This window comes from Streptococcus mitis (assembly GCF_008763935.1).
GTDB classification, from domain to species: Bacteria; Bacillota; Bacilli; order Lactobacillales; family Streptococcaceae; genus Streptococcus; species Streptococcus mitis_DB.
Genome location: NZ_VTQF01000001.1, coordinates 311,889 through 334,179, shown reverse-complemented (window position 1 = coordinate 334,179; position 22,291 = coordinate 311,889). Strand labels below are relative to the sequence as shown.

The following is a 22,291-nucleotide window of genomic DNA, read 5'->3' as shown; positions in this document are numbered from 1 at the left end:
TGTATATTATTGCCTATTTTACTATTTTAATACTTTCTAAATAAAAATCAACAGATATCCACTGTTTTCTTTCACAGCAAAAGTAGAAATAACCACTAATAATAAATTTATCACAAAATAAAATACGCAAAATTAATAACTATTCATTTCATTAAGTGTTTGTTCTCGCTATACGCATATTTACCCCCCCCCCATGAAATATTGGGAGTTTTTTGTGAAATATAACATTTTTAGTACAAATTTCAATTTCTAGACTCAGAGATAGACAAAGTCCACTTCACAATTATTGTAGGGTGAAAGTTCTGCTATTTTCCATTTACTGAGTAGCAACTTCATTTCACGCTTGATAGCAAACAAAAAGACTCCATAAAATCTGAAATGGATCTTAGCCACTACAGATTTTATGGAGTTTTATTATCTTAATGCTGTTACATCAAGGATTCTTAGCCTAAGTTACTCTTATATATTATTCCCACTCAACGGTTGCAGGTGGTTTACTTGTAATATCGTAGACGATACGGTTAACGTGATCCACTTCGTTTACGATACGTACTGAGATTTTTTGAAGCACTTCCCATGGAATTTTGGCAAAATCAGCAGTCATACCATCGATAGAGGTGATCGCACGGATTGCAATCGTGTAGTCATATGTACGACCGTCACCCATAACACCGACTGAACGAACACCTGTGTTAACTGTGAAGTATTGCCAGATATCGCGGTCAAGGCCAGCTTTAGCAATTTCCTCACGAAGAATAGCGTCTGATTCACGAACTGTTTCTAGCTTTTCTTCAGTGATTTCACCCATAACACGGATAGCAAGTCCTGGTCCTGGGAATGGTTGGCGCCATACGATATGGTCTGGCATACCAAGCTCTGTACCAAGGGCACGAACTTCGTCTTTATAGAGAGTGTTGAGTGGTTCAATCAATTCAAACTGCATGTCTTCTGGAAGACCACCCACGTTGTGGTGTGACTTGATAGTTTGAGCTGTATCTGTACCAGACTCGATAACGTCTGTATATAAGGTACCTTGAGCAAGGAATTTCACATCTTTGAGCTTGCTTGCTTCGTCATCAAAGACATAAACAAACTCGTTACCGATGATTTTACGTTTTTGTTCAGGGTCAGAAACTCCTGCAAGTTTATCAAGGAAACGTTTAGCAGCGTCTGCTTTGACGATATTCAACCCAAACTTACCACCAAGCATTTCCATAACTTGGTCCGCTTCTCCTTTACGAAGAAGACCGTGGTCTACGAAGATACAGATCAATTGATTGCCAATAGCCTTTTGGAGAAGAACTCCAACAACTGAAGAGTCAACACCACCTGATAGACCGAGAAGGACACGTTTATCACCGACGGTTTCACGAATTTTTTGGATCTGCATATCAATGAAGTTATCCATTGACCAGTCGCCTTTAGCTTTACAGATGTTAAGAGCAAAGTTACGAAGGATATCATTTCCGTACACAGAATGACGAACTTCTGGGTGGAATTGGATACCATAAATGTGTTTATCTGAGTTTTCGATGGCTGCGTATGGGCAGTCAGCTGATGTACCTGTACGAACAAAGTCAGCAGGAATCTCAGTAACCGCATCACCATGGCTCATCAAAACAGTCTGCTCGTCTGGTGTTGATTCAAAAAGAGCTGATGGTGTGTGAGTTAGGGTTGATTGACCGTATTCACGATTCCCAGCGTCACCTGCAGGAACAACTTTTCCTCCAAGTTTATGGGTCAATAACTGCATACCGTAACAAATTCCCAAAATAGGAATTCCGAGTTCGAAGATTTCTGGGTCAATATCGAATGAACCATCTTCATATACAGAGTTTGGACCACCTGAAAGGATGATTCCTACAGGATTGATTTCACGAACTTCAGCAGCTGAAATTTTATGGCTTTTTAGTTCTGAAAAAACACCAATCTCACGGATACGGCGTGAAATCAGCTGGTTGTATTGGCTACCATAGTCCAATACGATGATTTTTTCTACATCTTGCAAATCAGTTGAAATGTTGCTCATCTTTTTCCTTTCTCAAAAGAAATATCTTTTTTCAATATTCTATCACAAATAAGGGCGAATTACCAACTAAACAAGGCGAAGTTTGACTTTTTCTAGTTTATTGGGGTACAATAGAGAAAAGATAGAAATGAAGTGAAAAATATGCTACCCGCTTATATGAAAATCCATGATCAGATAAAAAAGGATATTGACGAACATCGTTGGGCCATTGGTGAGAGACTTCCCAGTGAAAGAGATTTAGCAGAGCAGTTTGCGGTCAGTCGCATGACCCTCCGCCAAGCCGTATCTCTATTAGTCGAAGAAGGCGTCTTAGAGCGCCGTGTAGGAAGTGGCACCTTTGTATCCAGTACACGTGTACAAGAAAAGATGCGAGGAACAACCAGTTTTACTGAAATTGTTAAATCCCAAGGTAAAGCACCCTCTAGCCAGCTCATTTCCTACAGAAAAACCATTCCCAATGAGCAGGAAGTTGCTAAACTAGGAATTTCTCCTACCGAAAATATTATCCGAATGGAACGTGTTCGCTATGCCGACCAAGTTCCTCTGGTTTATGAAGTTGCTTCTATTCCTGAAAAATTCATTAAGGACTTTAAAAAAGAAGAAATCACTAGTCATTTCTTCCAGACTCTACAAAAACACGGCTACCGTATTGGCAAATCACAGCAGACTATTTATGCTCGTCTCGCTAAGGAAAAAATTGCCCACTATTTGGAAGTTGAAAAAGGACATGCTATTCTTGGGCTGACTCAGGTTTCCTACCTAGAAGATGGTACTGCTTTTGAATATGTAAAAAGTCAATATGTAGGCGAACGTTTTGAATTTTATCTTGAGAATAATTAGATTACTAGGCAAAAACTCTCTGTCACGGACAAAGAGTCTTTTTTATTTCTCTAACAATAAATCTTTCAACGAAATCAAAGTGACTGCAATTAAAATCATTGCCATACCAAGAAAATCAATAGGATAAAATTGTTCATTCATAATTAGGAAGGCAAAGAAAACCGCCGAGATTGGTTCAATTGAAGCCAACAAACTTGACTTAACCGGTCCAATCAAACTGGCTCCCTTTAAGAAGGCTGTATAGGCAAAGACAGTCCCGATAAGAATAATGCCCGCAAAAGCGAGGAGAAAATCAAGACTAGTTGGGATAACAGTCTGTAGAAATCCTGTAAAAGGAAGGGCGACCAAACCTGCTATGACCATTCCCACACCAATGACCAAACTGCTCCCCCACTTCTTAATCAAGGATATGGGCAAAATGATATAAAGTGCGTAAGTCAGAGCAGAAAAGAGACCCCAGAACAGGCCTGCAGGTGTCATGGATAACTGGTCCAATTGCCCATGAGTTGCAATCAGGAAGGTCCCTCCAATAGCTAATATGATTGAAATAATCTCTCCCAGTGTCGGTGCCACCTTATCTTTGATACAGCTATAAATCAAAATCCCGACAGGACAAACATACTGAAGCACCGTCGCGGTTCCTGCATTGGTCTCCTGAATAGCAGTTAGATAGGCGAATTGGTTGAGGAAGAGACCAATTAGAGCAAAAATAAGAAGAGACAGCAAACTCTTTCTATCCTTTAAAAAGGCCAGCATTCTATCCTTTGCAGTAGCATAAGCCAAGACCATGAGAATCCCACCGGCGATTAAAAGTCGTAAGTTAGTTAAAACCAGAGACGAAATTCCATGTGCCATCAGGTATTGGCCACTCGTTCCTGACAAGCCCCAAGCAATCCCAGCCACAACTGTTAATAGAGTCCCTTTTAAACTGTTTGACATGTCTCTCCTTACTCTTCTTTGCGAATCAAGTCCATCACTTGATTGCGGTCTATAATCCATTGAGCTCTCTCATCCTTTTCATAGGTACGATTCGATAGGAAAATGACCGCTTCTTGCTTCTGACGATTCCACATGATAAAGGTACCTGTATAGCCCGTATGGTCTAGCCAATCTCCTTCCAAATTCCATGCTAAAGAACGTTCCTTGTCATCCAAAGTAGAAAAATTTTGACTCAAATCTCTTGCAAAATCATCTGCTAAATAGTGTTCTAAAAAAATTTGTAAATCCTTTACAGTCGAAAACAAACCAGCACTACCAGCATGTCTGCCTAGGAGGCGAGCCTTGGGATCATGTACCAGACCTGCCTCTACACCTCTAACTGTTGGAACAGCAAGTTCAACAGGACCAAACTGGGTTTCCGTCATTCTCCAAGGATTCCACACTTGTTCTTGTAAAATCACATCCAAGTCTTGATTAAAGATTCTTTCCAAGATAAAACCTAACAGCAAAAAATGGACATCCGAATAAAGAAAGGCTGACTGACTTCGTCTGTTGAGATGAAACATCGCGTCCTTTAATTCTGAGGCTGCTAAAAGATCCCTATTGGGAATAAAAGGATCAAGATCTGTAGAGTGGGTTAAGAGCTGGCGAATAGTGATGTCTGGATAATCACTCTCAGCTAAAAAATCTGTTACCGGTCTGTCAATATCTAATTGACCTTTTTCCCACAAAAAGGTAAAAACCGTACCAACCCCAACAACCTTGCTGACACTGGCTAGATCGTAAACTAGTCCTGCCTCTGTCTGCAAGCCTTGCTCTGGGTCACTCTGTCCTAAATAGACCTCCGTCCATTGATGGTCCTTAAAATACGCAAAAGAGGCCCCGGGATAGATCCCTGCCTCGATTTGTTCTTCTATTTTTTTAATAATCTTGGTCCACTTCATACTTCTTCAAACCACAATTCAACATTATTTCTATCTTTACCAAGGAAGAATTTTTCAGACTTAGGAATAAAATATTCGGTAGACTCAAACTTCTGGCGAAGACTCGCTATATCTAGTTCATTGACCAAGAACTTGAGCATAGATAAGTCCCAAGTAACCGTATTGTCTACAGTCAAATCCTGCCCCTGTGCTGGGATAAAATTAAGTGATGCCCCAATTTCAGATAGTTCCAAGAAACTTTCAATATCCGTTGGGAGGTGTAATTCCATAGAAATCTCAAATTTACTTAAAGAAATTGACTCCAAATCTGTTTGAAATTCAAGTTTTTCTTCTACTTCTACTAGACTTTCTCTATCATCTTCCGCATGAATCAAAACCAAATCATCTTCTGGAGAGTAAATTTCAAAAGCGTAGCCATTTTGACCTTTATATAATCGATGAATCGAATCTGTTTTAGATAAGAGTCCTTCGATCTCCAAGGGACTTTCCACCTTGACAATCAATCTAGCTAATTTTTTTCTTCCCTCTACCTTACGAGTGCGCATACTTGGAGCTTCTTCTAAAACCAGCTTTTCAAGACCTGTTTGGTCACCTAGTGACAGAAAGGCCGACTCTTCTAACAAGGCCTTCATACCAAGGGTTTCAATATAAAATGTTTCATTTAATTTTCTATTATTAACTTTTAAAGTAGGAATAATCCGTACAATTTGATTTACATTCATAAATTCCTCCAACTCTTTTATTTTAAAGGATTTTAGAATTTTTTACAAGATATTATGCTCAAATTTACCGATTTTTCGTAAAAATTTCATCTAAAAAACCGAGGATTTCCTCGGTTTCAATTTCTTATAGGTAAAGGAATTTAAAGATAGCTACTGCCGCAATTGCTGCTGCGATAGGTGCTACTACTGGTACCCAAGAATACCACCATTTTGAATCGCCTTTGTGCTCACCAAGAACTGATTTTGGAAGGAAAGCATGAAGGAGACGTGGTCCCAAGTCACGGGCTGGATTCAAGGCAGGTCCTGTAGGTCCACCAAGTGATGTTACCAAGGCCATAACAAGGAATCCAAGTGCCAAATGAGCAATTCCAAGACCAGATGTCATAAATGGTGCTACTTGTTCTTTAGCTTGGTCAAGTGCTGCTGTTACTTGTTCTTGAGGAATTGTTTGACCTTGAGTAGTTGCTTGTGCAACTTGAGCATTGATAGCAGCTTGTGCTTTTGATACTAGTTCAGCACCAAAGAAGTTTTTAGTCATACCAAGGGCTGCAAAAAACAGAACAAATGATCCAACAAACTCATTTACAAAACCATTAACAGTTGCTGCAAAATGTGATTCTTTTGTACCATTATCCAAACTTGAAATTGTTGAGAAAGTACCCAAAATGTTGTTTGGATTTTCAGTTTTCAAGTAGTATGGGCGGTGTGTTGCCACAACCAAGGCTTGACCAAAGATAGCACCCAAAACTTGTGCAATGATATAAGGCGCAACTTGTGCCCAAGGGAAAAGACCGCTGATTGCAAGTCCAAGAGTGAAGGCTGGGTTGATGTGGTTTCCAGATACGTTACCAAACATTAATGCTGGGATCATAACCCCCATACCATAACCAACAGCGATAACGATCCAGCCACTTTGGTGACCTTTCGTACCTTTAAGTTCAACGTTGGCAACTGCACCATTTCCAAGAATGATCAAAATAGCAGTTCCCAAAAATTCAGTGGCATATTTAATTGCCCATGTGAAATCCATTTGATAGATTCTCCTTAAAATTTTTTAGACAATCTTTATTCTATCAATTTTTATATCTTTTAGCAATATGTTTTCTAAAAGAATATATGAGAAAGCGGTTTTATTTCTTATAAAAAACAAAAGGATTAAGGGAGTAATTTTCCTTAATCCGAAAGTTCTTATTCTTGACGTTGTCCGAAATCTGCAATCATTTGCTCCATTTCTTGTCGACTCGGAGTTGTCAGCATATAAAGGTAATCTCCTTGAAGTTCCGCAAAGGCAACTGGCATGATTTTTTTAACCTTGAACTGCTGGCTGTATTTAGCAAGCAAGTCCTCCTCAGAATAGACATAGTGAGCATTTGCACGGCGAGAAGTAGCCAAACAATACTGAGGTTCAAAGTCTGACGCTGGGAACTCTTCTCCTGCGACAATAGCTGCATAGCCACGATAGAGATCCAAGGAATGAGCAAAATTATAAACATCAATGGTGAAACCACCTGCAGGACGATTATTGTACTCGATAGCGATGTAATCATCTCCCTCGCGGAAGAATTCGATATGGAAAAAACGTTCTTTCATACCAAATTCCTTGACAATTGCCTCACCATATTTACGTAATTTAGGATCCATATCCTTGAGAACGTAATAAGAATTGTCCATCTTGTAAATCATGAGATCAAGCGGTGTATAGGCGTAATCAAAGGTTGTTGAGAAGACAATTTTACCATCCTTGTCCACAAGACCATCAAAGGTACAAATTTCGCTAGAGGTGACAAATTTCTCAAAGAAATAAACAGTTGAATGATCCCATTCTTGCTTGAAATGATTGATATCGTCTTCTGTCTCAAGCTTAAAGGTGGCTGCCGCTCCCACTCCATTATCAGGTTTGGCAATCATTGGAAGTCCGATTTCTTTCACAGCTTTATCAACATCTACTTCCGTCTTGATAACAGCTCCAGGTACCACAGGGACACCTGCTTTTTTGAAAAGTTTCTTCATTTCAGACTTGTATTTAGTCTTTTTAAGATCTTCTGATTTGGCACCAAAAACATTGAATTGTTCTCTGAGTGTTGCGTCCAGCTCTAGCCAATATTCATTGTGGGACTCGATGCGATCAATTGGGCCATGTTTATAAAAGAGAAAAGCAACTGCACGTTTGACTTCGTCTACATTTTCAAGATTATCTACACGGAAATACTCGGTCAAACTATTGCGCAAGGGTTCATCCAATTGCTCATAAGGCTCTTGACCAATTCCCAAGACTGTGATGCCTTTATTAGCTAGTTCGATCGTAAACTGTTGAAAGTTTTGTGGATAGTAGGGAGAAATAACAAGGTAATTCATAGGTAACTCCTTTTATAGATACAGGTGTCCAAGAAAATAGGGCATTTGTTTACGCCACCATTCCCAGTCATGGGCGACATCATGTCCCCATTCAGCAAACCAGGCTGGAATTTGTTTCTGGTCAAAGGCTTCTTTGAGCTTGTAGAAAGATGGTAAACCGTCTTGTTCCCAGGCACCAAGCCCCGTACAAAGCACAATCTCTGCCTGACGGTAACGGTCGATAAACCAACCGTCGTTCTGATTCCAGATATAATCTACTGGCGAGTTTTGGTAAATAGCATCGTCATTGTAGTAATCTCCGACAAAGAAACGTGCGTCGTAGACACCACTAAGAGCAATTACTTTGGTAAAGACATCTGGATGCTGGAGGAAGAAATTGACAGCATGGTATGCGCCCATGGAGCAGCCTGTCGTCATCATGCCATCAAACCAACCTGTCTTATGCTTGATAAAAGGAATGGCCTCCTCAATCACATAGCGTTCATAGGCACGGTGCATCTCTGCTTGGTCGTGACCATTTTTCCAAGTGGCCAACCAGCTCTCACTATCCACACTAGATAGGGTAAAGAACTGAACACGGCCTTCCTCGATAAAGGAAGCACAGGAATCAATCATGCCAAAATCATAGTATTCATTGTGACTGCCACCAGATGAAGCAAAGACCACAACTGGAATACCAGCATGCCCATAACGGTTGAGGTACATTTCACGGTTAAGATTGCCACTCCAGTGGCTAAGATGTTCAATATGCATATTTTCTCCTTTCTTACTTTACCAGTTTTCTGCAAAAAATCTCAAACAGTCTGGTAAATTTTCCGACCATGGAATCTCACTATGAATGGCACCAGACTGAACTTTCAAGACAAGATTATCCAGACGAACTCCCCCAGCAATCAAATCATGGTAATAGCGAAGTGACGAGTCGATATAGGCTTGTTTGATATTGCCAGCCATCAAGGTCTTGTCTGTGTCATCTGCTTCTTCTGTTCCTACATAGATGAAGATGCGCTGGTCAGGCGACAGTTTTTGGCGCTCGATATAACGGTTAAATGCTTCTTGGTGGAGCCAGTTTGCAGATGAAAAGACGCCTAGGCAACCAATTTGGTCTTGGTATTCCAAACCGATAAACTGGGTAATATTGCCTCCTAGTGAAGACCCAATCATAGCTGTATGCTGGCGGTCAGCTTTGGTACGGTAGGTCTCATCGATAAAAGGTTTGACCACATCCATGACAAACTCGGCATACTCCACACCCTTACCACCAAACTGCTGCCCCGGAATAGGAGATTCTTGGAACTTCCATGCCGCATACTCATTCATCCGCCCCATACCATCATTGTCAATAGCAACGACAATCATGCGACTGATATCCGGATTGCGCTTAATAGCTGGGATAATCTTCCATGAATGACCAATAAAAGACTCTTTGCTATAAAAAACATTTTGCCCGTCATGAAAGTAAACAACAGGATAGGAACGGTCAGTATCTTTCTCATAATCTTTAGGCAGGAGAACACGTACACGGCGCTCCTTACCAGTATAAGGAACCTTGAGTTTATGCTCTTTCATCTTTAAATAAAAGTAGGATTGATTCATTGTCAGAAAACTCTCTATATTCAAAATTTTATTTTATTATATCACAATTATAGAAAAAAAGTTAGTTTTGCTTCCATTTTTGGATTAAAAACTAACTTTTTCATTTGTTTTTCTAAATTCTTTTGGATTTTCTGATTTAGAGGAGATTGTCAATCAAGTCATCCACTTCATCTTTTTCAGCTTGAGGTGTAATCTCGGTAATCATGATTCCAGCCACAGCTCGCTCAACTAAACCTTCAACATCCATACGAGCTTCATACTGCTCTGCATTCTTAATCTTAGGATTGGTCTTAGGACGATCTGGTGCAAAAATCGTACAACAGTCTTCAAATGGCTGGATTGAAATGTCAAAGGTATCGATTTCTTGTGCAATATCAATGATTTCCAACTTATCCATGGTTACAACTGGGCGGATGATGGGAGTGTTGGTAACGGCATTGATAGCCTGCATGCTTTCAAGGGTTTGGCTGGCTACTTGACCTAGACTCTCCCCATTGATGATAACCAAACCATTTCGTACCTCACGAATACGGTCGGTAATCCGCATCATAAAGCGACGCGTCAAGGTCATGAGATAGGCTTCTGGTGCCTTGGCCTTAATTTCCTCTTGAATCTCTGTGAAAGGCACTTCGATAAACTGGATATTGCCCCCAAACTTGGTCAATTTTCGAGTCAAATCTTGGGCTTTTTTAAGGGCACCAGGACTCGTGTAAGGTGGGCTGGCAAAATGAACAGCCTCAATATCCACTCCACGTTTCAAAGCAAGATAACCTGCTACAGGTGAATCAATCCCTCCTGACAACATGAGCATGCCTTTACCTGAAGTTCCAACTGGCAAACCACCAGCCCCACGAATAGTTTCATAAGAAAGATAGGCTGCTTCTTCACGGATTTCCACCTGAAGATTGATGTCAGGACTTTTCATTTGAGCTTGCACATTTGGAATGGCTTCGAAAACAGCTCCTCCAAGTGTTTGATTGAGTTCACGACTATCCAACTCAAAGTTGTGGTCGCTACGCTTGCTAGAAATTTTAAAGGTCATGCCATCCTTGTAGATGTCCTGCATAATCTCTTGGACAGCAGACTTCAGAACTTCTACAGATTTTTCAACCTTATAAACAGGGGAAAAGTTTTGAATTCCAAAAACTTGTTTGAGGGATTCTGCTACTGCTGTGTAATCTGCTCCATTGAGGTATGCATGGGCACGGTCGCGATCTGCTGTTACCTTAACTTGGGGATAGATAGACAAAACGTCTGAAATATTATTGCGAAGTTTATTGATGAAACGCATACGGTTTTTGCCCTTGGTTGACAGCTCACCGTAGCGAATCATAATTTCTGAATATTGCATGAATGCTCCTATCTTACTTTTCTAGTTTGATTGTAAATTAATTTTAACTTGGTCAAAAACTGCTCGACCTGACTCATATCATTTTCAAGGTCTAGGCTAAGACGCACAGCTGACTGGGCCTTATCTTTATCCACTCCCATAGCAATCAGAGTTCCTGCAGGTTTCCCTGCCTTTGACGAACAAGCAGAGGTCGTTGAGATGAAAATATCATAGTCTTCAAAAGCGTGAACGATGACTTCACCACGAACACCCTTGATTCCAAAAGTCAGGATGTGAGGGGCAAAGTCTTCCTCATCTGAAAAGACAAAAATATCTGGATAGTCCAGAAGTGCTTGACGAATCACTGCCTTCATCTGGCCAGTCTTGCTAGTAAAGATATCTAGCTTTTCCATAGATAAACGGAGAGCCTTGGCTGTCGCTGCAATTCCTGCCACATTTTCAGTTGTCGAACGGTAATCACGCTCCTGACCACCACCTGTTAAAAGAGGCGTAATCTTCTTACCATACTTGATATAGACAAAACCAACACCACGAACTCCGTGGAACTTGTGACCAGAGAAAGTCGCGAAATCCACTCGTTCTGTCAGATACTTTTCAGTCGGAATCTTGGCAAGCGCCTGAACCGCATCAACGTGGAAGGAAATAGTCGGCTTGTCTGCCAACAATTCTGAAATAGCCTCAATAGGTTGAATCGAGCCGATTTCATTGTTTACTGCCATGATGGAAACGAGGGTCGTATCAGGTCGTATCAAACCTTCTAACGCTTCAACATCCACAAATCCTTTGTTATCAACTGGAACAAAATCCACTTCAAATCCTTGACTTTTCAGCCAGAGGGCTGACTCTTTGACTGCCGGATGTTCAATGGCTGATACAATGATGTGCTTTCCAAACTGAGCCTTTTCAAAGGCCACACCCTTGATAACCCAGTTATCTCCTTCTGTCCCACCAGAAGTAAAGAAGATTTCCTCGCTTTTCTTACCGATTAAATCTGCAATCTGTTGGCGGGAAGCATCTAAGATTCGTGTTGCCTGATCTCCCAAACGATGGAGACTAGATGGATTTCCTAAAATTTTTGAAGCGACCTGCATATAGGTTTCAAGTGCTTCAGGATAGGGCTTGGTCGTCGCCGAATTATCAAAGTAAATCATATTTTCTCACGCTTTCTAAAATCACTCCCTCTATTGTATCATGAAACGGTGCCTGCGACAAGAAAGGGCAATTCCTCTTTTTTTAAGATTTTTTTAAAGAAATGCGGTATAATAAATTTTAATTAAAGGAGAGAATGTATGTCTAATTATCGTAGAACTTCAAAACCAAAAACAGAACACATCAAAAAAGGCTTTACAGTCTTTCAAAAAACCGTTGCTACTATCGGTAGTATCCTTGGCTTAATTACCGCAAGTATCACGATTATGAACGCCTTGGATAATAACAAAAATACTAAAAAAGAACCTACGACAAGCCAGACGACAACCATTGTCAAAGAAATTCAAAAGGAATCCCCTCAGGAAAACACTAGTCCCAATAAGGAAAATAACACTTCTCAAGAAAAAACACAGCAAGAGGAAACACCAAAAGCTAGCGTCAAGGAAGAGAAAAAAGAAGAGCAGAAAACAGCAACTCAGGACTCTACTACTCCTGCTCCTACTCCAAGTAAACCTGCTACTGAAAATGAAAAACAGTCCAATAGTCCAACTTCGGAAAATAAAACTAATCAATAATCACTAAAATAGCCTCCTTCCAAACTTGGAAAGAAGCTATTTTTTTATTGTTGTAAAACTTTTCTTGGTTTGGTACCTTCAGCTGGACCAATGACACCTGCCATCTCAAGCTCTTCCATGAGACGGGTCGCACGGTTAAATCCAACTGACAAACGACGCTGAATCATAGATGCGCTAGCTTTCTGAGTTTCGATTACCAAAGCCTTGGCTTCTTCAAAAAGCGGATCTCCACCAGTTTCACCATCTGAGAATTCACCTTCATTTTCAGAAACCTCACCTGGATCAAAACTCTCATCGTAGTCCGCATCTGCCTGAGCCTTGATAAAGTTTACGATGCGTTCAACATCATCATCCGAGATAAAGGATCCTTGGAGACGAACTGGATGATTTTCATCAATCGGTTTAAAGAGCATATCTCCTCGACCAAGCAGTTTCTCAGCTCCATTTTCATCTAAAATAGTACGGGAGTCTGTTCCTGATGAAACTGCGAAAGCGACACGAGATGGGACATTGGCCTTGATCAGACCAGAAATGACATCAACGGATGGACGCTGGGTTGCAAGAATCATGTGGATACCTGCAGCACGCGCCTTCTGTCCGAGACGAATGATGGCATCTTCCACTTCCTTGCTGGCAACCATCATGAGGTCAGCCAACTCATCCACAATCACGACAATGAACGGTAGCGGAACCTGCTTGTACTCAGACTGGGCATTGAACTCTTCTACCTTGGCATTAAAACCTGCAATATTCCGAACTCCCACCTTGGCAAAGAGTTCATAACGATTTTCCATTTCATCCACAACCTTTTGCAGAGCCTTGCTAGCCTTACGTGGATTGGTCACAACTGGAATCAAGAGGTGGGGAATATCATTGTAAACAGACAACTCAACCATCTTGGGATCGACCATCATAAATTTAACTTGGTCAGGTCTCGCCTTCATGAGGATGCTAGCGATAATGCCGTTAACAGCTACTGACTTCCCTGAACCCGTTGAACCTGCGACGAGCAAGTGAGGCATTTTAGAAAGGTCAAAAGCTCTTGCGGTTCCATTAACAGCCTTCCCTAAAGGAATTTCCAAGAGATTTTCTGCTTTCGTTTGAGATTGTTCCCATAGTTCTCGGAAAGAAACTGTCGCAATCTCAGAGTTAGGTACTTCAATTCCCACTAAAGATTTCCCTGGGATAGGTGCTTCGATTCGGACATCCTTGGCCGCCAAGGCTAGAGCGAGGTCATCTGCTAGATTGGAAATGCGGTTGACCCTTACACCAACGGCCGGCTTGACTTCATACTTGGTCACTGATGGTCCAATTTCAGCCCGTTCAACTGTTACCTTGATACCAAAACTAGCAAAAGTTTCTTCTAGGATTTTGATGTTTTCTCGAACAATCTTCTTCTCTTTCGACTGGTCTTTTGGTTTATCTGGGGCAAAGAGTTGTAAGCTTGGAAGTTTGTACTCAAGAGCCTCCTTGGCTGAAAAATCGACCTGAACATCTTCATCATCAGAGCCATCTTCCTGTTCAGCGAATTCAAGTTCAGCTTGAGGCAAGATGATTTCTGGTTCCACCCACTCTTCTTCTGGAACAGGAGGAACGTCAAGCACAACATCATCAGTCAGAATTTCACCCGTTTCCATATCAATAGGAGGCAAATCGAGTAAGGCTTTTTCAGTCTCTTCTTGTTCTAATCTAGCCTCTTGCTCAGCCTTTTGACGAGCTTTTTCTTCCTGTTTGACAAAACGTTCCTCTTTTCGACGCTCATGCCCTTCCCGCCATTTGGCAAAGCCTCTACTGAAAAATTCAGCAATATCGTAAACAGACCAAGGACTGACTAGGAGAGCACCTGCTAAAATCAAGATAGAACCAATAAAGTAAGTACCGATATTTGAGAAGAGAAAGGCTGTTGGCACATAGAGTCCAACACCAATCAAGCCTCCACCAGCAAAACTGGTCGTTCGAAAACCAGTCAGATCAGTCACAACCTGAGCCATAGTCCCTTTTAATACCGACTTATCCAAACCATATTTCCAAACTAAGTAGGCCTCAAAAATCAAGAGCAAACCTGCAAATATGGTGAAAAAGCCAGATAGGAGCCCTTCCTGTTTTCGTATCCACTTGAAAAAGAAGAGATAGAGTAGGATGCCAAATATTGCCAGATAAGCTAGGCTACCCACCAGCAAGCGAATTAAATTGTAAAGGGTTATACCTGCAGCCCCTAATTTAAAGGCTGCGAAAATCAATAAAAGGGCGATTCCCAACGAAATCAACATTCGTTGAATCGCTTCTTTTCTTTCGAGTTCTGCTTTAGACGGTCTCCGTCTTGTTTTACTTGTATTCTTGTTTGCCATTCTTTTATTATACCATATTTCACAGGCATTTCGGAAAGAGAAAAAGACTGCACCAAACGGTACAATCTTTTCATTTTTCTATTTTTTATGCTTGTGGTTTGCGTAGGTAACCATAGACTACACCACTTACGATTGCTCCTACCAAGACAGACACGAGGTAAAGAAGAGCATTAGAAGTAAGGGCGATAACGAAGATTCCTCCGTGTGGCGCCATGAGTTTGATACCAGTAAGACCAACGAGGCCACCTGCTACTGCTGAACCAAGAATGAAGCTTGGGATCGCACGAGCTGGGTCAGCGGCACCAAATGGAATTGCTCCCTCAGTGATAAATGACAAGCCCATGATGATGTTTGTCAAACCAGAGTTGCGTTCTTCCTTAGTAAATTTGTCTTTAAAGAGAAGAGTTGCGACAAAGATGGCAAGTGGTGGCACCATTCCTCCAGCCATAACTGCTGCCATAGCCACAGAACCACCTGAAGAAACAGTTGCTGCAAGCGTACCTGTACCAAAGACATAAGCCGCTTTATTGACTGGTCCACCCATATCGACAGCCATCATTCCTCCAAGAACGATACCAAGAAGGACAGCTGAACCTCCTCCAAGACCGCCTAGGAAGTCATTCATAGCAGTGTTGATTGCCGCCATTGGGATATTCACAGCTAGCATGACAAATCCAGTCAAGATTGTTCCAAGAAGTGGCAAGAGAAGGATTGATTTTGCACCTTCAAGTGAACGAGGAACTTTAACGTATTTCTTGATAGCAAGAACTAAAGCACCTGCGATAAATCCACCAACAAGGGCACCTAGGAAACCAGATGAGACACCTGCAAGAGTTGAAGTTGCTTCACCACCTGCGGCATAAGGAATTTTACCAAAGGCAAAACCTTCTTTTGCTATAGCACCAGCCACGAAACCTGCTACCAAACCTGGTTTTTCAGCAATAGAGTAGGCAACATAACCTGCAAAGACTGGGAGCATCAAACCAAAGGCTGCACCACCAATTTTCATAAACATAGAAGCTAACTCATGGTAGGAACCAAGATTGCCAAGGTTTTCATTTGGAACACCTAAAGCACCATCAATCAAGAAGGCAAGGGCAATCATGATACCCCCACCGATAACGAATGGCAACATTTGAGATACACCACTCATCAAGTGTTTGTAGAAGGCATCACCAAGGCTTTGTTTTTCGTTAGAGGCTGTTGCAGCTTTGGCTCCATTAGCAGCACGGTAGACTTCAGCATCTCCTGAAAGAGCCAAGTTAATCAATTCTTCTGTTTTACGGATACCGTCAGCAACTGGACGATTGATCAATGGTTTGCCATCGAAACGATCCATCTCAACCGCCTTGTCTGCAGCGATGATAACAGCTTTAGCCTTGCGGATGTCCTCAGCAGTTAGTTGGTTTCCAACACCGCTAGCACCGTTGGTTTCAACCTTGATTCCAACACCCATTTCAGCAGCCACTTTTTGAAGGGCTTCTTGAGCCATGTAAGTGTGAGCAATACCTGTTGTACAAGCTGTAACAGCAACGATAAACTCATCAGAGTCATTAGTAGGTGCTTGAACAGGCTCTTCAGTTTTTTCGGAAGCTTTGTCAAAAAGTTCGATAACTTGGTCAGCTGATGTTACTTGACGAAGTTTGTCAGCAAAACCGTCTTTCATCAAGTATTGAGACAATTCTGCCAAGGCTGCCAAGTGAGTATCATTGGCACCTTCTGGAGCCGCAATCATGAAGAAGAGGTCAGTTGCTTGTCCATCCAAGCTCTCATAATCAACACCCTTATTTGACTTAGCAAAGAGAACTGTCGCTTCTTTGACAGCAGCATTTTTGCTGTGAGGCATTGCGATACCATCACCCAAACCAGTAGAAGTCAAAGCTTCACGCGCCAAAATTCCTTCTTTAAAGGTTTCAAAATCTGTCACATAACCGTGGTCTGTCAAGCTTTTAATCATCTCTTCGATGACAGCTGTTTTTTCAGTTGCTTGCAAATCCAGCAACATGACATCTTTTCTCAATAGGTCTTGAATTTTCATCTTTTTTCTACCTCAACTTTTTCATATGTTTCTTTAATAAATTCTGCCGTTGCCAAGTCATCTGAGAATGTCGTTGCTGTTCCACAAGCAACTCCCCATTTGAAGGCTTCTACTGCATCTTTAGATTTGACAAATTCACCTGTAAATCCAGCAACCATAGAGTCACCAGCTCCAACTGAATTTTTGACTGTCCCCTTGATTGGTTTAGCAAAGTAAGCTCCCTCAGATGTGACAAGAAGGGCACCATCACCAGCCATAGAGATAATCACATTTTGAGCACCTTTAGCCAGTAACTCTCGCGCGTATTTCTCAATTTCATCTAAACTTTCGAGTTTAATCCCAAAAATCGCTCCAAGTTCATGATTGTTTGGTTTGACCAAAAGTGGCTGGTAGTCCAAACTATCAATCAAGGTCTGTCCTTCAAAGTCACAAACCACTTGCGCACCTGTCTGACGTGTCAAGGCAATCAAATCCTTGTAGATTACATTGCCTAGATTTCTAGCACTTGAACCTGCAAAGACAACCGTATCTTCTGCTGTCAGACTTGAAAGAATGGCTTTTAACTCTTCAAGTTGTTCGGGCTCAACAGTTGGACCCGTTCCGTTGATTTCTGTTTCTTGGTCTGCTTTGATTTTAACATTGATACGAGTATCTTCTGCCACTTGAACAAAACGTGTCTCGATTTCTTCATCAGCCAAAGTATCTGTGATAAATTTACCAGTAAAGCCTCCGATAAATCCCGTCGCTGTATTTGGAATATCTAAGCGCTTCAAGACACGACTGACATTAATTCCTTTCCCACCAGCAAACTTATCATCACTGTCCATACGATTGACACTACCGACTTGGACTTGGTCCAAACGAACGATATAGTCAATGGATGGATTGAGTGTGACTGTATAAATCATACTTCTATTACCTCCGTTTTCTCCTTAATAGCCTGCAAGAGCTCATGCCCTTGACTTGTGATAACAATAGCTCGTTTGAGTGGTGCTACCTTAGCAAAGCAAGTTTGTCCAATTTTTGATGAATCCACCAAGACATAGGTCTGTTTGGCATTCTCCAAAATAGCTCGCTTCACAGCTCCCTCCTCCATATCAGGAGTCGTATAATAGCCATCGTCCACACCATTCATCCCGATAAAGGCACGGTCAAAGTGCAATTGGTTAATTTGGTTAAGAGCAACGCCCCCGATGCTAGCATCCGTCGCCATCTTGACACTACCTCCAACCATGACAGTTGGAATCTGCTTTTCAACCAACTGAGCAGCATGGTGAATCGAGTTGGTCACGACTGTAACATTCTTATTGACCAATTCATGAATCAAAAAAGCAGTTGTTGTTCCTGCATCGATAAAGATGACATCTTGTTCCTTAATGAGAGAGGCTGCTTTCTGAGCCAACAATTTCTTCTCTTGAAGGTTTTTGACAGATTTTTCTTGAATGGTTTCTTCTTCCTGCAAGGAATGGGGCAATTCTGCTCCACCATGCACGCGACGAAGCTTGTTTTCCGTTTCCAACTCATCCAAATCTCTTCGAACCGTTGATTCTGAGGTCTCTAGCAAACTAACTAATTTTTCTAGAGAAACTACATGATGTTGATTTAACTCCTCTAAAATCAGTTGTTTCCGCTCTGTTTTTAACACCGAATCACCTCCTGTTATCGTTTACACTATTCATTCTATCACACTTCTTTTTAAAGTCAAGCATTTTTTATCATTTTCTTTCAAATTCTATCATTTTTCTTATTTCCAGAATTTTTATTGCAAGATAAGTGGCTTTATGGTAGACTATTTGAGTAAGTATTGGAAGATTACTCAAGAGGCTTAAGAGGCCGTGTTGGAAACGCGGTAGGCGTGTAACAGCGTGCGTGGGTTCGAATCCCATGTCTTCCGTAGAAAAGAAAAATTATTTCTAGGATACGACAAAAGTTGTATCTTTTTTGCTAATAAAACGAAATAAAGCAAGTAGCTATTATAAACTACTTGCTTTACTTTTTAAACTAATTATCAGATACTACTTTTATCTTTTTTATCTGAGGAGTTGTCTGTCGATTTATCACTAGATTTGCCTTTGTCGTTAGATTTTGAAACATTACTTCGGACAACAGTATCATAACCTTCTGTATTATCAATTAACTCAGTCGCTAGAGTACGATAATCCTCTTGAGAGATAAGCCAGTTGCCATCCTTATCTTTGGTTAATTTAATTTCAGTATCAAAATCTCCAGTAGTAAATGGTGTATACGCTAAGTTAGGGTCAACATCGTTATAGATAGTAAAATCATGCCTAAACAGATGCTCAAAAATCCAGTACGAAATTAATGTTTGGTATCGTTTAATATCAACATTTGATCCCGCAGTATTGTACTTACCTAAGTTGTCAATCCCTCCAATTAGAGTTGTTAAAACGTCTCTTGTTGAAGAAGCCAAGCCCTTAGAATGCAACTTTTTAGATGTAAAAGTTACAGTAGCTGAACTCCCTGATTCGTCTAACTTAACATCCTTAATAGAGTAAGAACCAATCTCCTGGAACATTTTTCGTCTTACTTTTAAGAAACCAGTAATTGTTTCTTCTGGTGTTTCAATAGGGAAATCAGCATGCCATTGAACAGAATAGGTAGAGGCTGGTGTAAGACCATCATCTTTTACCTTTTCACTAGTTTGAACCGCAAATACTGCCTCAGTCCATTTTTCATAGGTTTCGCCGTAAATCTTTTTAAACTTAGCAATATCAGTAGTCAAAACTGCATCTAATAAAGTTTCAGCATCTTTTGTAACTTTTTCTTTGACTGATTCTTCTTTCTTATCAGTTTGTTCGGTTTTGTCAGAATTCGACCCTGACTGACTCGGAAGTGAAGAACAAGCACCTAAGACAACTGCTGAGAGCGCTAAAATACCAAGCAACTTAACTTTTTTCATAATACACCTCTTTATAAAATTTACTCTTGGAAAAAGTCCCTAAGAGTGTTTCTTTAGAAAATCTCAAGATTATTCTAACGGAGAATGAGGGATTCGAACCCTCGCGCCAGTTATCCGACCTAACGATTTAGCAAACCGTCCTCTTCAGCCTCTTGAGTAATTCTCCAAAAATAAAAATACTAAAACGATTGGATTTATCAAACCTAACATCACGAATAAACATCATTTTTTGTTTATTTAATTTTTTACCTGTTACCCTTGTATTTTAAAGTAAATACTCTATCAACCAAGATAAAGTATCTAAGTCTATATTCAAAAATTTTTAAAATCGTACTCAATTATACCCAATGTTCAAATTCAAGAATCATTTCAAAACTATGTTATATATTCTCTTCTTCTAGATAATTGTTCTTTTTGAAAATCAAACACAACATTACAATAAACCCACAATATACAATCATTATATCATTCAGGGAGATAAAAGTCGGTATATTTTTTAATTTGTTATGTCTAATTTTTGAACGTTAAGTTCATTTTTTTAGTTTTTATAAAGAACTTCAAAATAAAAAACGTTGATTTAACAACGTTTCACCAATTAATAATGGAGCCGGTGGGAGTCGAACCCACGTCCAAACACCTGCCAACATATTTGTCTACAACCATAGGTTATGTATTAGTTTAACAGTCCCTCGACACATAACTCAAGCCTAGAAACTGCGAGTCTATCAATCTCTTATCAAGCCGCTAGACAAGACTTGATCGTATCTCGCTAATAATAAGACCTGTCATTGAACACGAGCAATCCAAATCGGGTCACGCCTGCTGGTTTTTAGGCAGCTAGAGCGTAAGAAGTGTTATTTTTTGCAGTTATATTTAACTGAGCGTTTACGTCGCCACACGAGTCGCAAAATATGCCTCATAATGCCTGTCGAATCCGTAACGACCCCAAAAGACAATAAAACCATTATACCTTATCTAACTCAAAAATGCAAAAAGGAAATCAACTAACTACACAAGATAGTCTTTCAAAGCTTTGGTCAAAACCTGATAACCAGTAACACTAAGGTGCAACCCATCAGTTGTATAATCTTTTTTGAGTTGACCTTCTTGGTCTATCAAACTATCAAAAACTGGCGCAAATTCTACCTGCATATAGGCAGAAGCAAGTTCTTTATAGGCTTGATTCCATTTCTGAATTTTTTCATTCGTGCGGATATAGACTGTCTGCTTGTACTCCTCTCCCTCATTGACTGGCAAAATAGAAAGCAATTTCATCTCTGTCAATGGATAATCGCGAGCAATAGTTTGAATAATAGCTTCAAGATTATTGAGAGCCTCATTCACAGGCACATCTTTTCCGATATCATTTGTCCCAATCAAAAGGACAATTTTATCTACTACTCCACCGTAAAGATGCGCATCTAGATTCTCTAGTAACAGCCCTGTCTGATACCCTCGAATGCCTCGATTGACAATCGTCTTCGAAGTCCCAAATAGTTCCTGCAGAGGATAATATTCGACAATGGAATCCCCAATAAAAAGAATGTCTGGTTCTACAACAGAAACCTGATTTAAGTGACGATACTTGGTTTGGATTTTTTCTTGTTCCTTTAGTAACCAATTTTCTAATAACTGTACTGCCACTTCATTCTCCTTTTTCTAACCAGTTTTCCAAGACTTGATAAACTCCGCCTTGGCTGTTGGCTGGCGCTAGAGCCGTCGCCACAGCTTTGGCCTTATCATCAGCATTTTCCATTGCATAGGCAATTCCAGCCATTTCAAGCATTTCAACATCATTTTCACTGTCACCAAAAGCCATGATTTGTTGGGGGTTCAAGTCCCAACGCTTGAGTAATTCTTCCAAGCCCCATGCTTTATGAATCCCAGCTTGAAGGATATCAATGCAACCATAGCCACTCGATACAGCACGAACACGGCCATCAAAGAGTTCATTGATTTCTTCCAAGACCGAACTCAAACGTTCCTCACCAACAACCATACTCATCTTGAGCACACCACCAAAGAGGTCAGAGGTTAATTCGTCCACAAATTGCATCCGTTGGTAGAATTTTTCAATCATTTCTGGAGTCATAAAACTTTCAAGATCTGTAAAAATCGTACCTTCTTTGACGAAACCACCCTTCATCCCCGTTACAACAAACTGGTCCTGACACGCTCGATCCTTGAAACGAGTCAAAGCCTTATCGACAATGGCATCATCCCAAGTCTGAGCCTGAATCAGTTCATTGTTTTCAAAAATACGAGCACCGTTTGCAACAACCAGAACCACTCGATCGACCAAGTGCTCCAGTAGTTGCCTCATGCGATGAATTTCATTGCCCGTCGCGATGACAAAACGAATACCCCTTTGATCCAACTGATCTAAAATCTTTTCCAAGCGTGGAAGATCAAGCTGGCCTCTAGCATCCAGCAAGGTCCCATCCATATCTGTCGCAATTATTTTAATCGTCATTTACTTCCCTCT

At 40.7% G+C, this 22,291-nt stretch carries 19 protein-coding genes, 2 tRNA genes and 1 other RNA gene; 3 read left to right on the top strand and 19 right to left on the bottom strand.

Annotated elements, in window-relative coordinates; genetic code table 11:
• Positions 1-466 precede the first annotated feature (466 nt).
• Positions 467-2,029, bottom strand: a complete 1,563-nt coding sequence (gene guaA, locus F9B91_RS01590) for a glutamine-hydrolyzing GMP synthase (protein ID WP_084929606.1) — start codon at positions 2,027-2,029, stop codon at positions 467-469.
• Positions 2,030-2,170: 141 nt separating this feature from the next.
• On the opposite strand from guaA, the gene F9B91_RS01585 reads away from it, so the two are divergent.
• A complete protein-coding gene (locus F9B91_RS01585) occupies positions 2,171-2,869 on the top strand; it encodes a GntR family transcriptional regulator (protein WP_150922444.1) in 699 nt (232 codons plus the stop codon).
• Positions 2,870-2,911: 42 nt separating this feature from the next.
• Here F9B91_RS01585 and F9B91_RS01580 read toward each other — a convergent pair whose 3' ends face one another.
• The 9 genes from F9B91_RS01580 to F9B91_RS01540 form a co-directional block, all read right to left on the bottom strand.
• Positions 2,912-3,808, bottom strand: coding sequence for a DMT family transporter (locus F9B91_RS01580; protein WP_150922337.1), 897 nt, complete (start codon positions 3,806-3,808; stop codon positions 2,912-2,914).
• A gap of 8 nt (positions 3,809-3,816) precedes the next feature.
• Positions 3,817-4,752: a serine hydrolase domain-containing protein gene (locus F9B91_RS01575; protein ID WP_150922336.1), complete on the bottom strand. Its 936-nt coding sequence runs from the start codon at positions 4,750-4,752 to the stop codon at positions 3,817-3,819.
• On the bottom strand, positions 4,749-5,474 hold the full coding sequence (locus F9B91_RS01570) for a CppA N-terminal domain-containing protein (RefSeq protein ID WP_001102233.1): 726 nt from the start codon (positions 5,472-5,474) through the stop codon (positions 4,749-4,751). The genes F9B91_RS01575 and F9B91_RS01570 overlap by 4 nt, the downstream gene beginning before the upstream one ends.
• Before the next feature lie 124 nt (positions 5,475-5,598).
• Complete coding sequence (gene gla / locus F9B91_RS01565; protein WP_049543626.1) at positions 5,599-6,504, bottom strand: aquaglyceroporin Gla; 906 nt, start codon at positions 6,502-6,504, stop codon at positions 5,599-5,601.
• 158 nt (positions 6,505-6,662) lie between these two features.
• On the bottom strand, positions 6,663-7,829 hold the full coding sequence (locus F9B91_RS01560) for an ATP-grasp domain-containing protein (protein ID WP_150922335.1): 1,167 nt from the start codon (positions 7,827-7,829) through the stop codon (positions 6,663-6,665).
• 12 nt (positions 7,830-7,841) lie between these two features.
• Entirely contained in the window at positions 7,842-8,582 is a 741-nt protein-coding gene (locus F9B91_RS01555) for an esterase family protein (RefSeq protein ID WP_150922334.1), read from the bottom strand.
• Between the two features lie 18 nt (positions 8,583-8,600).
• Positions 8,601-9,425, bottom strand: coding sequence for an alpha/beta hydrolase (locus F9B91_RS01550; protein ID WP_150922333.1), 825 nt, complete (start codon positions 9,423-9,425; stop codon positions 8,601-8,603).
• A 136-nt stretch (positions 9,426-9,561) separates the two neighbouring features.
• Positions 9,562-10,776 carry a tRNA uracil 4-sulfurtransferase ThiI gene (gene thiI, locus F9B91_RS01545; protein WP_033687158.1) on the bottom strand — a complete coding sequence of 405 codons (1,215 nt, stop codon included), beginning with the start codon at positions 10,774-10,776 and terminating at the stop codon, positions 9,562-9,564.
• Positions 10,777-10,784: 8 nt separating this feature from the next.
• Complete coding sequence (locus tag F9B91_RS01540; protein ID WP_150922332.1) at positions 10,785-11,927, bottom strand: cysteine desulfurase family protein; 1,143 nt, start codon at positions 11,925-11,927, stop codon at positions 10,785-10,787.
• A gap of 138 nt (positions 11,928-12,065) precedes the next feature.
• Here F9B91_RS01540 and F9B91_RS01535 point away from each other — a divergent pair, with 138 nt between their 5' ends.
• Positions 12,066-12,500: a DUF6556 family protein gene (locus F9B91_RS01535; protein WP_033687159.1), complete on the top strand. Its 435-nt coding sequence runs from the start codon at positions 12,066-12,068 to the stop codon at positions 12,498-12,500.
• 44 nt (positions 12,501-12,544) lie between these two features.
• On the opposite strand, the gene F9B91_RS01530 is transcribed toward F9B91_RS01535, so the two are convergent.
• The 4 genes from F9B91_RS01530 to F9B91_RS01515 all read right to left on the bottom strand — a co-directional run bounded on the left by F9B91_RS01530 (position 12,545) and on the right by F9B91_RS01515 (position 18,531).
• Complete coding sequence (locus tag F9B91_RS01530; protein ID WP_150922331.1) at positions 12,545-14,848, bottom strand: DNA translocase FtsK; 2,304 nt, start codon at positions 14,846-14,848, stop codon at positions 12,545-12,547.
• Between the two features lie 85 nt (positions 14,849-14,933).
• Positions 14,934-16,886, bottom strand: coding sequence for a fructose-specific PTS transporter subunit EIIC (locus F9B91_RS01525; protein WP_150922330.1), 1,953 nt, complete (start codon positions 16,884-16,886; stop codon positions 14,934-14,936).
• Positions 16,883-17,794 carry a 1-phosphofructokinase gene (gene pfkB, locus F9B91_RS01520; RefSeq protein ID WP_115253500.1) on the bottom strand — a complete coding sequence of 304 codons (912 nt, stop codon included), beginning with the start codon at positions 17,792-17,794 and terminating at the stop codon, positions 16,883-16,885. Before pfkB ends, F9B91_RS01525 begins: the two co-directional genes overlap by 4 nt.
• On the bottom strand, positions 17,791-18,531 hold the full coding sequence (locus F9B91_RS01515; protein ID WP_150922329.1) for a DeoR/GlpR family DNA-binding transcription regulator: 741 nt from the start codon (positions 18,529-18,531) through the stop codon (positions 17,791-17,793). The genes pfkB and F9B91_RS01515 overlap by 4 nt, the downstream gene beginning before the upstream one ends.
• 161 nt (positions 18,532-18,692) lie before the next feature.
• On the opposite strand from F9B91_RS01515, the gene F9B91_RS01510 reads away from it, so the two are divergent.
• Positions 18,693-18,780 (top strand) — tRNA-Ser (locus F9B91_RS01510).
• Between the two features lie 114 nt (positions 18,781-18,894).
• Here F9B91_RS01510 and F9B91_RS01505 read toward each other — a convergent pair.
• From F9B91_RS01505 to F9B91_RS01485, 5 genes are all read right to left on the bottom strand, one after another.
• A complete protein-coding gene (locus F9B91_RS01505) occupies positions 18,895-19,806 on the bottom strand; it encodes a hypothetical protein (RefSeq protein ID WP_060627979.1) in 912 nt (303 codons plus the stop codon).
• A gap of 78 nt (positions 19,807-19,884) precedes the next feature.
• A tRNA-Ser gene (locus tag F9B91_RS01500) sits at positions 19,885-19,972 on the bottom strand.
• A 433-nt stretch (positions 19,973-20,405) separates the two neighbouring features.
• Positions 20,406-20,753, bottom strand: a transfer-messenger RNA (tmRNA) gene (gene ssrA, locus F9B91_RS01495).
• Positions 20,754-20,814: 61 nt separating this feature from the next.
• Positions 20,815-21,450, bottom strand: coding sequence for an SGNH/GDSL hydrolase family protein (locus F9B91_RS01490; RefSeq protein WP_049544438.1), 636 nt, complete (start codon positions 21,448-21,450; stop codon positions 20,815-20,817).
• A 1-nt stretch (position 21,451) separates the two neighbouring features.
• On the bottom strand, positions 21,452-22,279 hold the full coding sequence (locus F9B91_RS01485) for an HAD family hydrolase (protein WP_049544436.1): 828 nt from the start codon (positions 22,277-22,279) through the stop codon (positions 21,452-21,454).
• Between the last annotated feature and the right edge of the window lie 12 nt (positions 22,280-22,291).

Coding starts and splice junctions, on each gene's coding strand:
- F9B91_RS01525 (WP_150922330.1), bottom strand. CDS start 16,886: ATGAAAATTCAAGACCTATTGAGAAAAGATGTCATGTTGCTGGATTTG.
- F9B91_RS01560 (WP_150922335.1), bottom strand. CDS start 7,829: ATGAATTACCTTGTTATTTCTCCCTACTATCCACAAAACTTTCAACAG.
- pfkB (WP_115253500.1), bottom strand. CDS start 17,794: ATGATTTATACAGTCACACTCAATCCATCCATTGACTATATCGTTCGT.
- F9B91_RS01530 (WP_150922331.1), bottom strand. CDS start 14,848: ATGGCAAACAAGAATACAAGTAAAACAAGACGGAGACCGTCTAAAGCA.
- F9B91_RS01535 (WP_033687159.1), top strand. CDS start 12,066: ATGTCTAATTATCGTAGAACTTCAAAACCAAAAACAGAACACATCAAA.
- gla (WP_049543626.1), bottom strand. CDS start 6,504: ATGGATTTCACATGGGCAATTAAATATGCCACTGAATTTTTGGGAACT.
- F9B91_RS01585 (WP_150922444.1), top strand. CDS start 2,171: ATGCTACCCGCTTATATGAAAATCCATGATCAGATAAAAAAGGATATT.
- F9B91_RS01540 (WP_150922332.1), bottom strand. CDS start 11,927: ATGATTTACTTTGATAATTCGGCGACGACCAAGCCCTATCCTGAAGCA.
- F9B91_RS01580 (WP_150922337.1), bottom strand. CDS start 3,808: ATGTCAAACAGTTTAAAAGGGACTCTATTAACAGTTGTGGCTGGGATT.
- F9B91_RS01570 (WP_001102233.1), bottom strand. CDS start 5,474: ATGAATGTAAATCAAATTGTACGGATTATTCCTACTTTAAAAGTTAAT.
- thiI (WP_033687158.1), bottom strand. CDS start 10,776: ATGCAATATTCAGAAATTATGATTCGCTACGGTGAGCTGTCAACCAAG.
- F9B91_RS01575 (WP_150922336.1), bottom strand. CDS start 4,752: ATGAAGTGGACCAAGATTATTAAAAAAATAGAAGAACAAATCGAGGCA.
- F9B91_RS01485 (WP_049544436.1), bottom strand. CDS start 22,279: ATGACGATTAAAATAATTGCGACAGATATGGATGGGACCTTGCTGGAT.
- F9B91_RS01555 (WP_150922334.1), bottom strand. CDS start 8,582: ATGCATATTGAACATCTTAGCCACTGGAGTGGCAATCTTAACCGTGAA.
- F9B91_RS01550 (WP_150922333.1), bottom strand. CDS start 9,425: ATGAATCAATCCTACTTTTATTTAAAGATGAAAGAGCATAAACTCAAG.
- guaA (WP_084929606.1), bottom strand. CDS start 2,029: ATGAGCAACATTTCAACTGATTTGCAAGATGTAGAAAAAATCATCGTA.
- F9B91_RS01505 (WP_060627979.1), bottom strand. CDS start 19,806: ATGAAAAAAGTTAAGTTGCTTGGTATTTTAGCGCTCTCAGCAGTTGTC.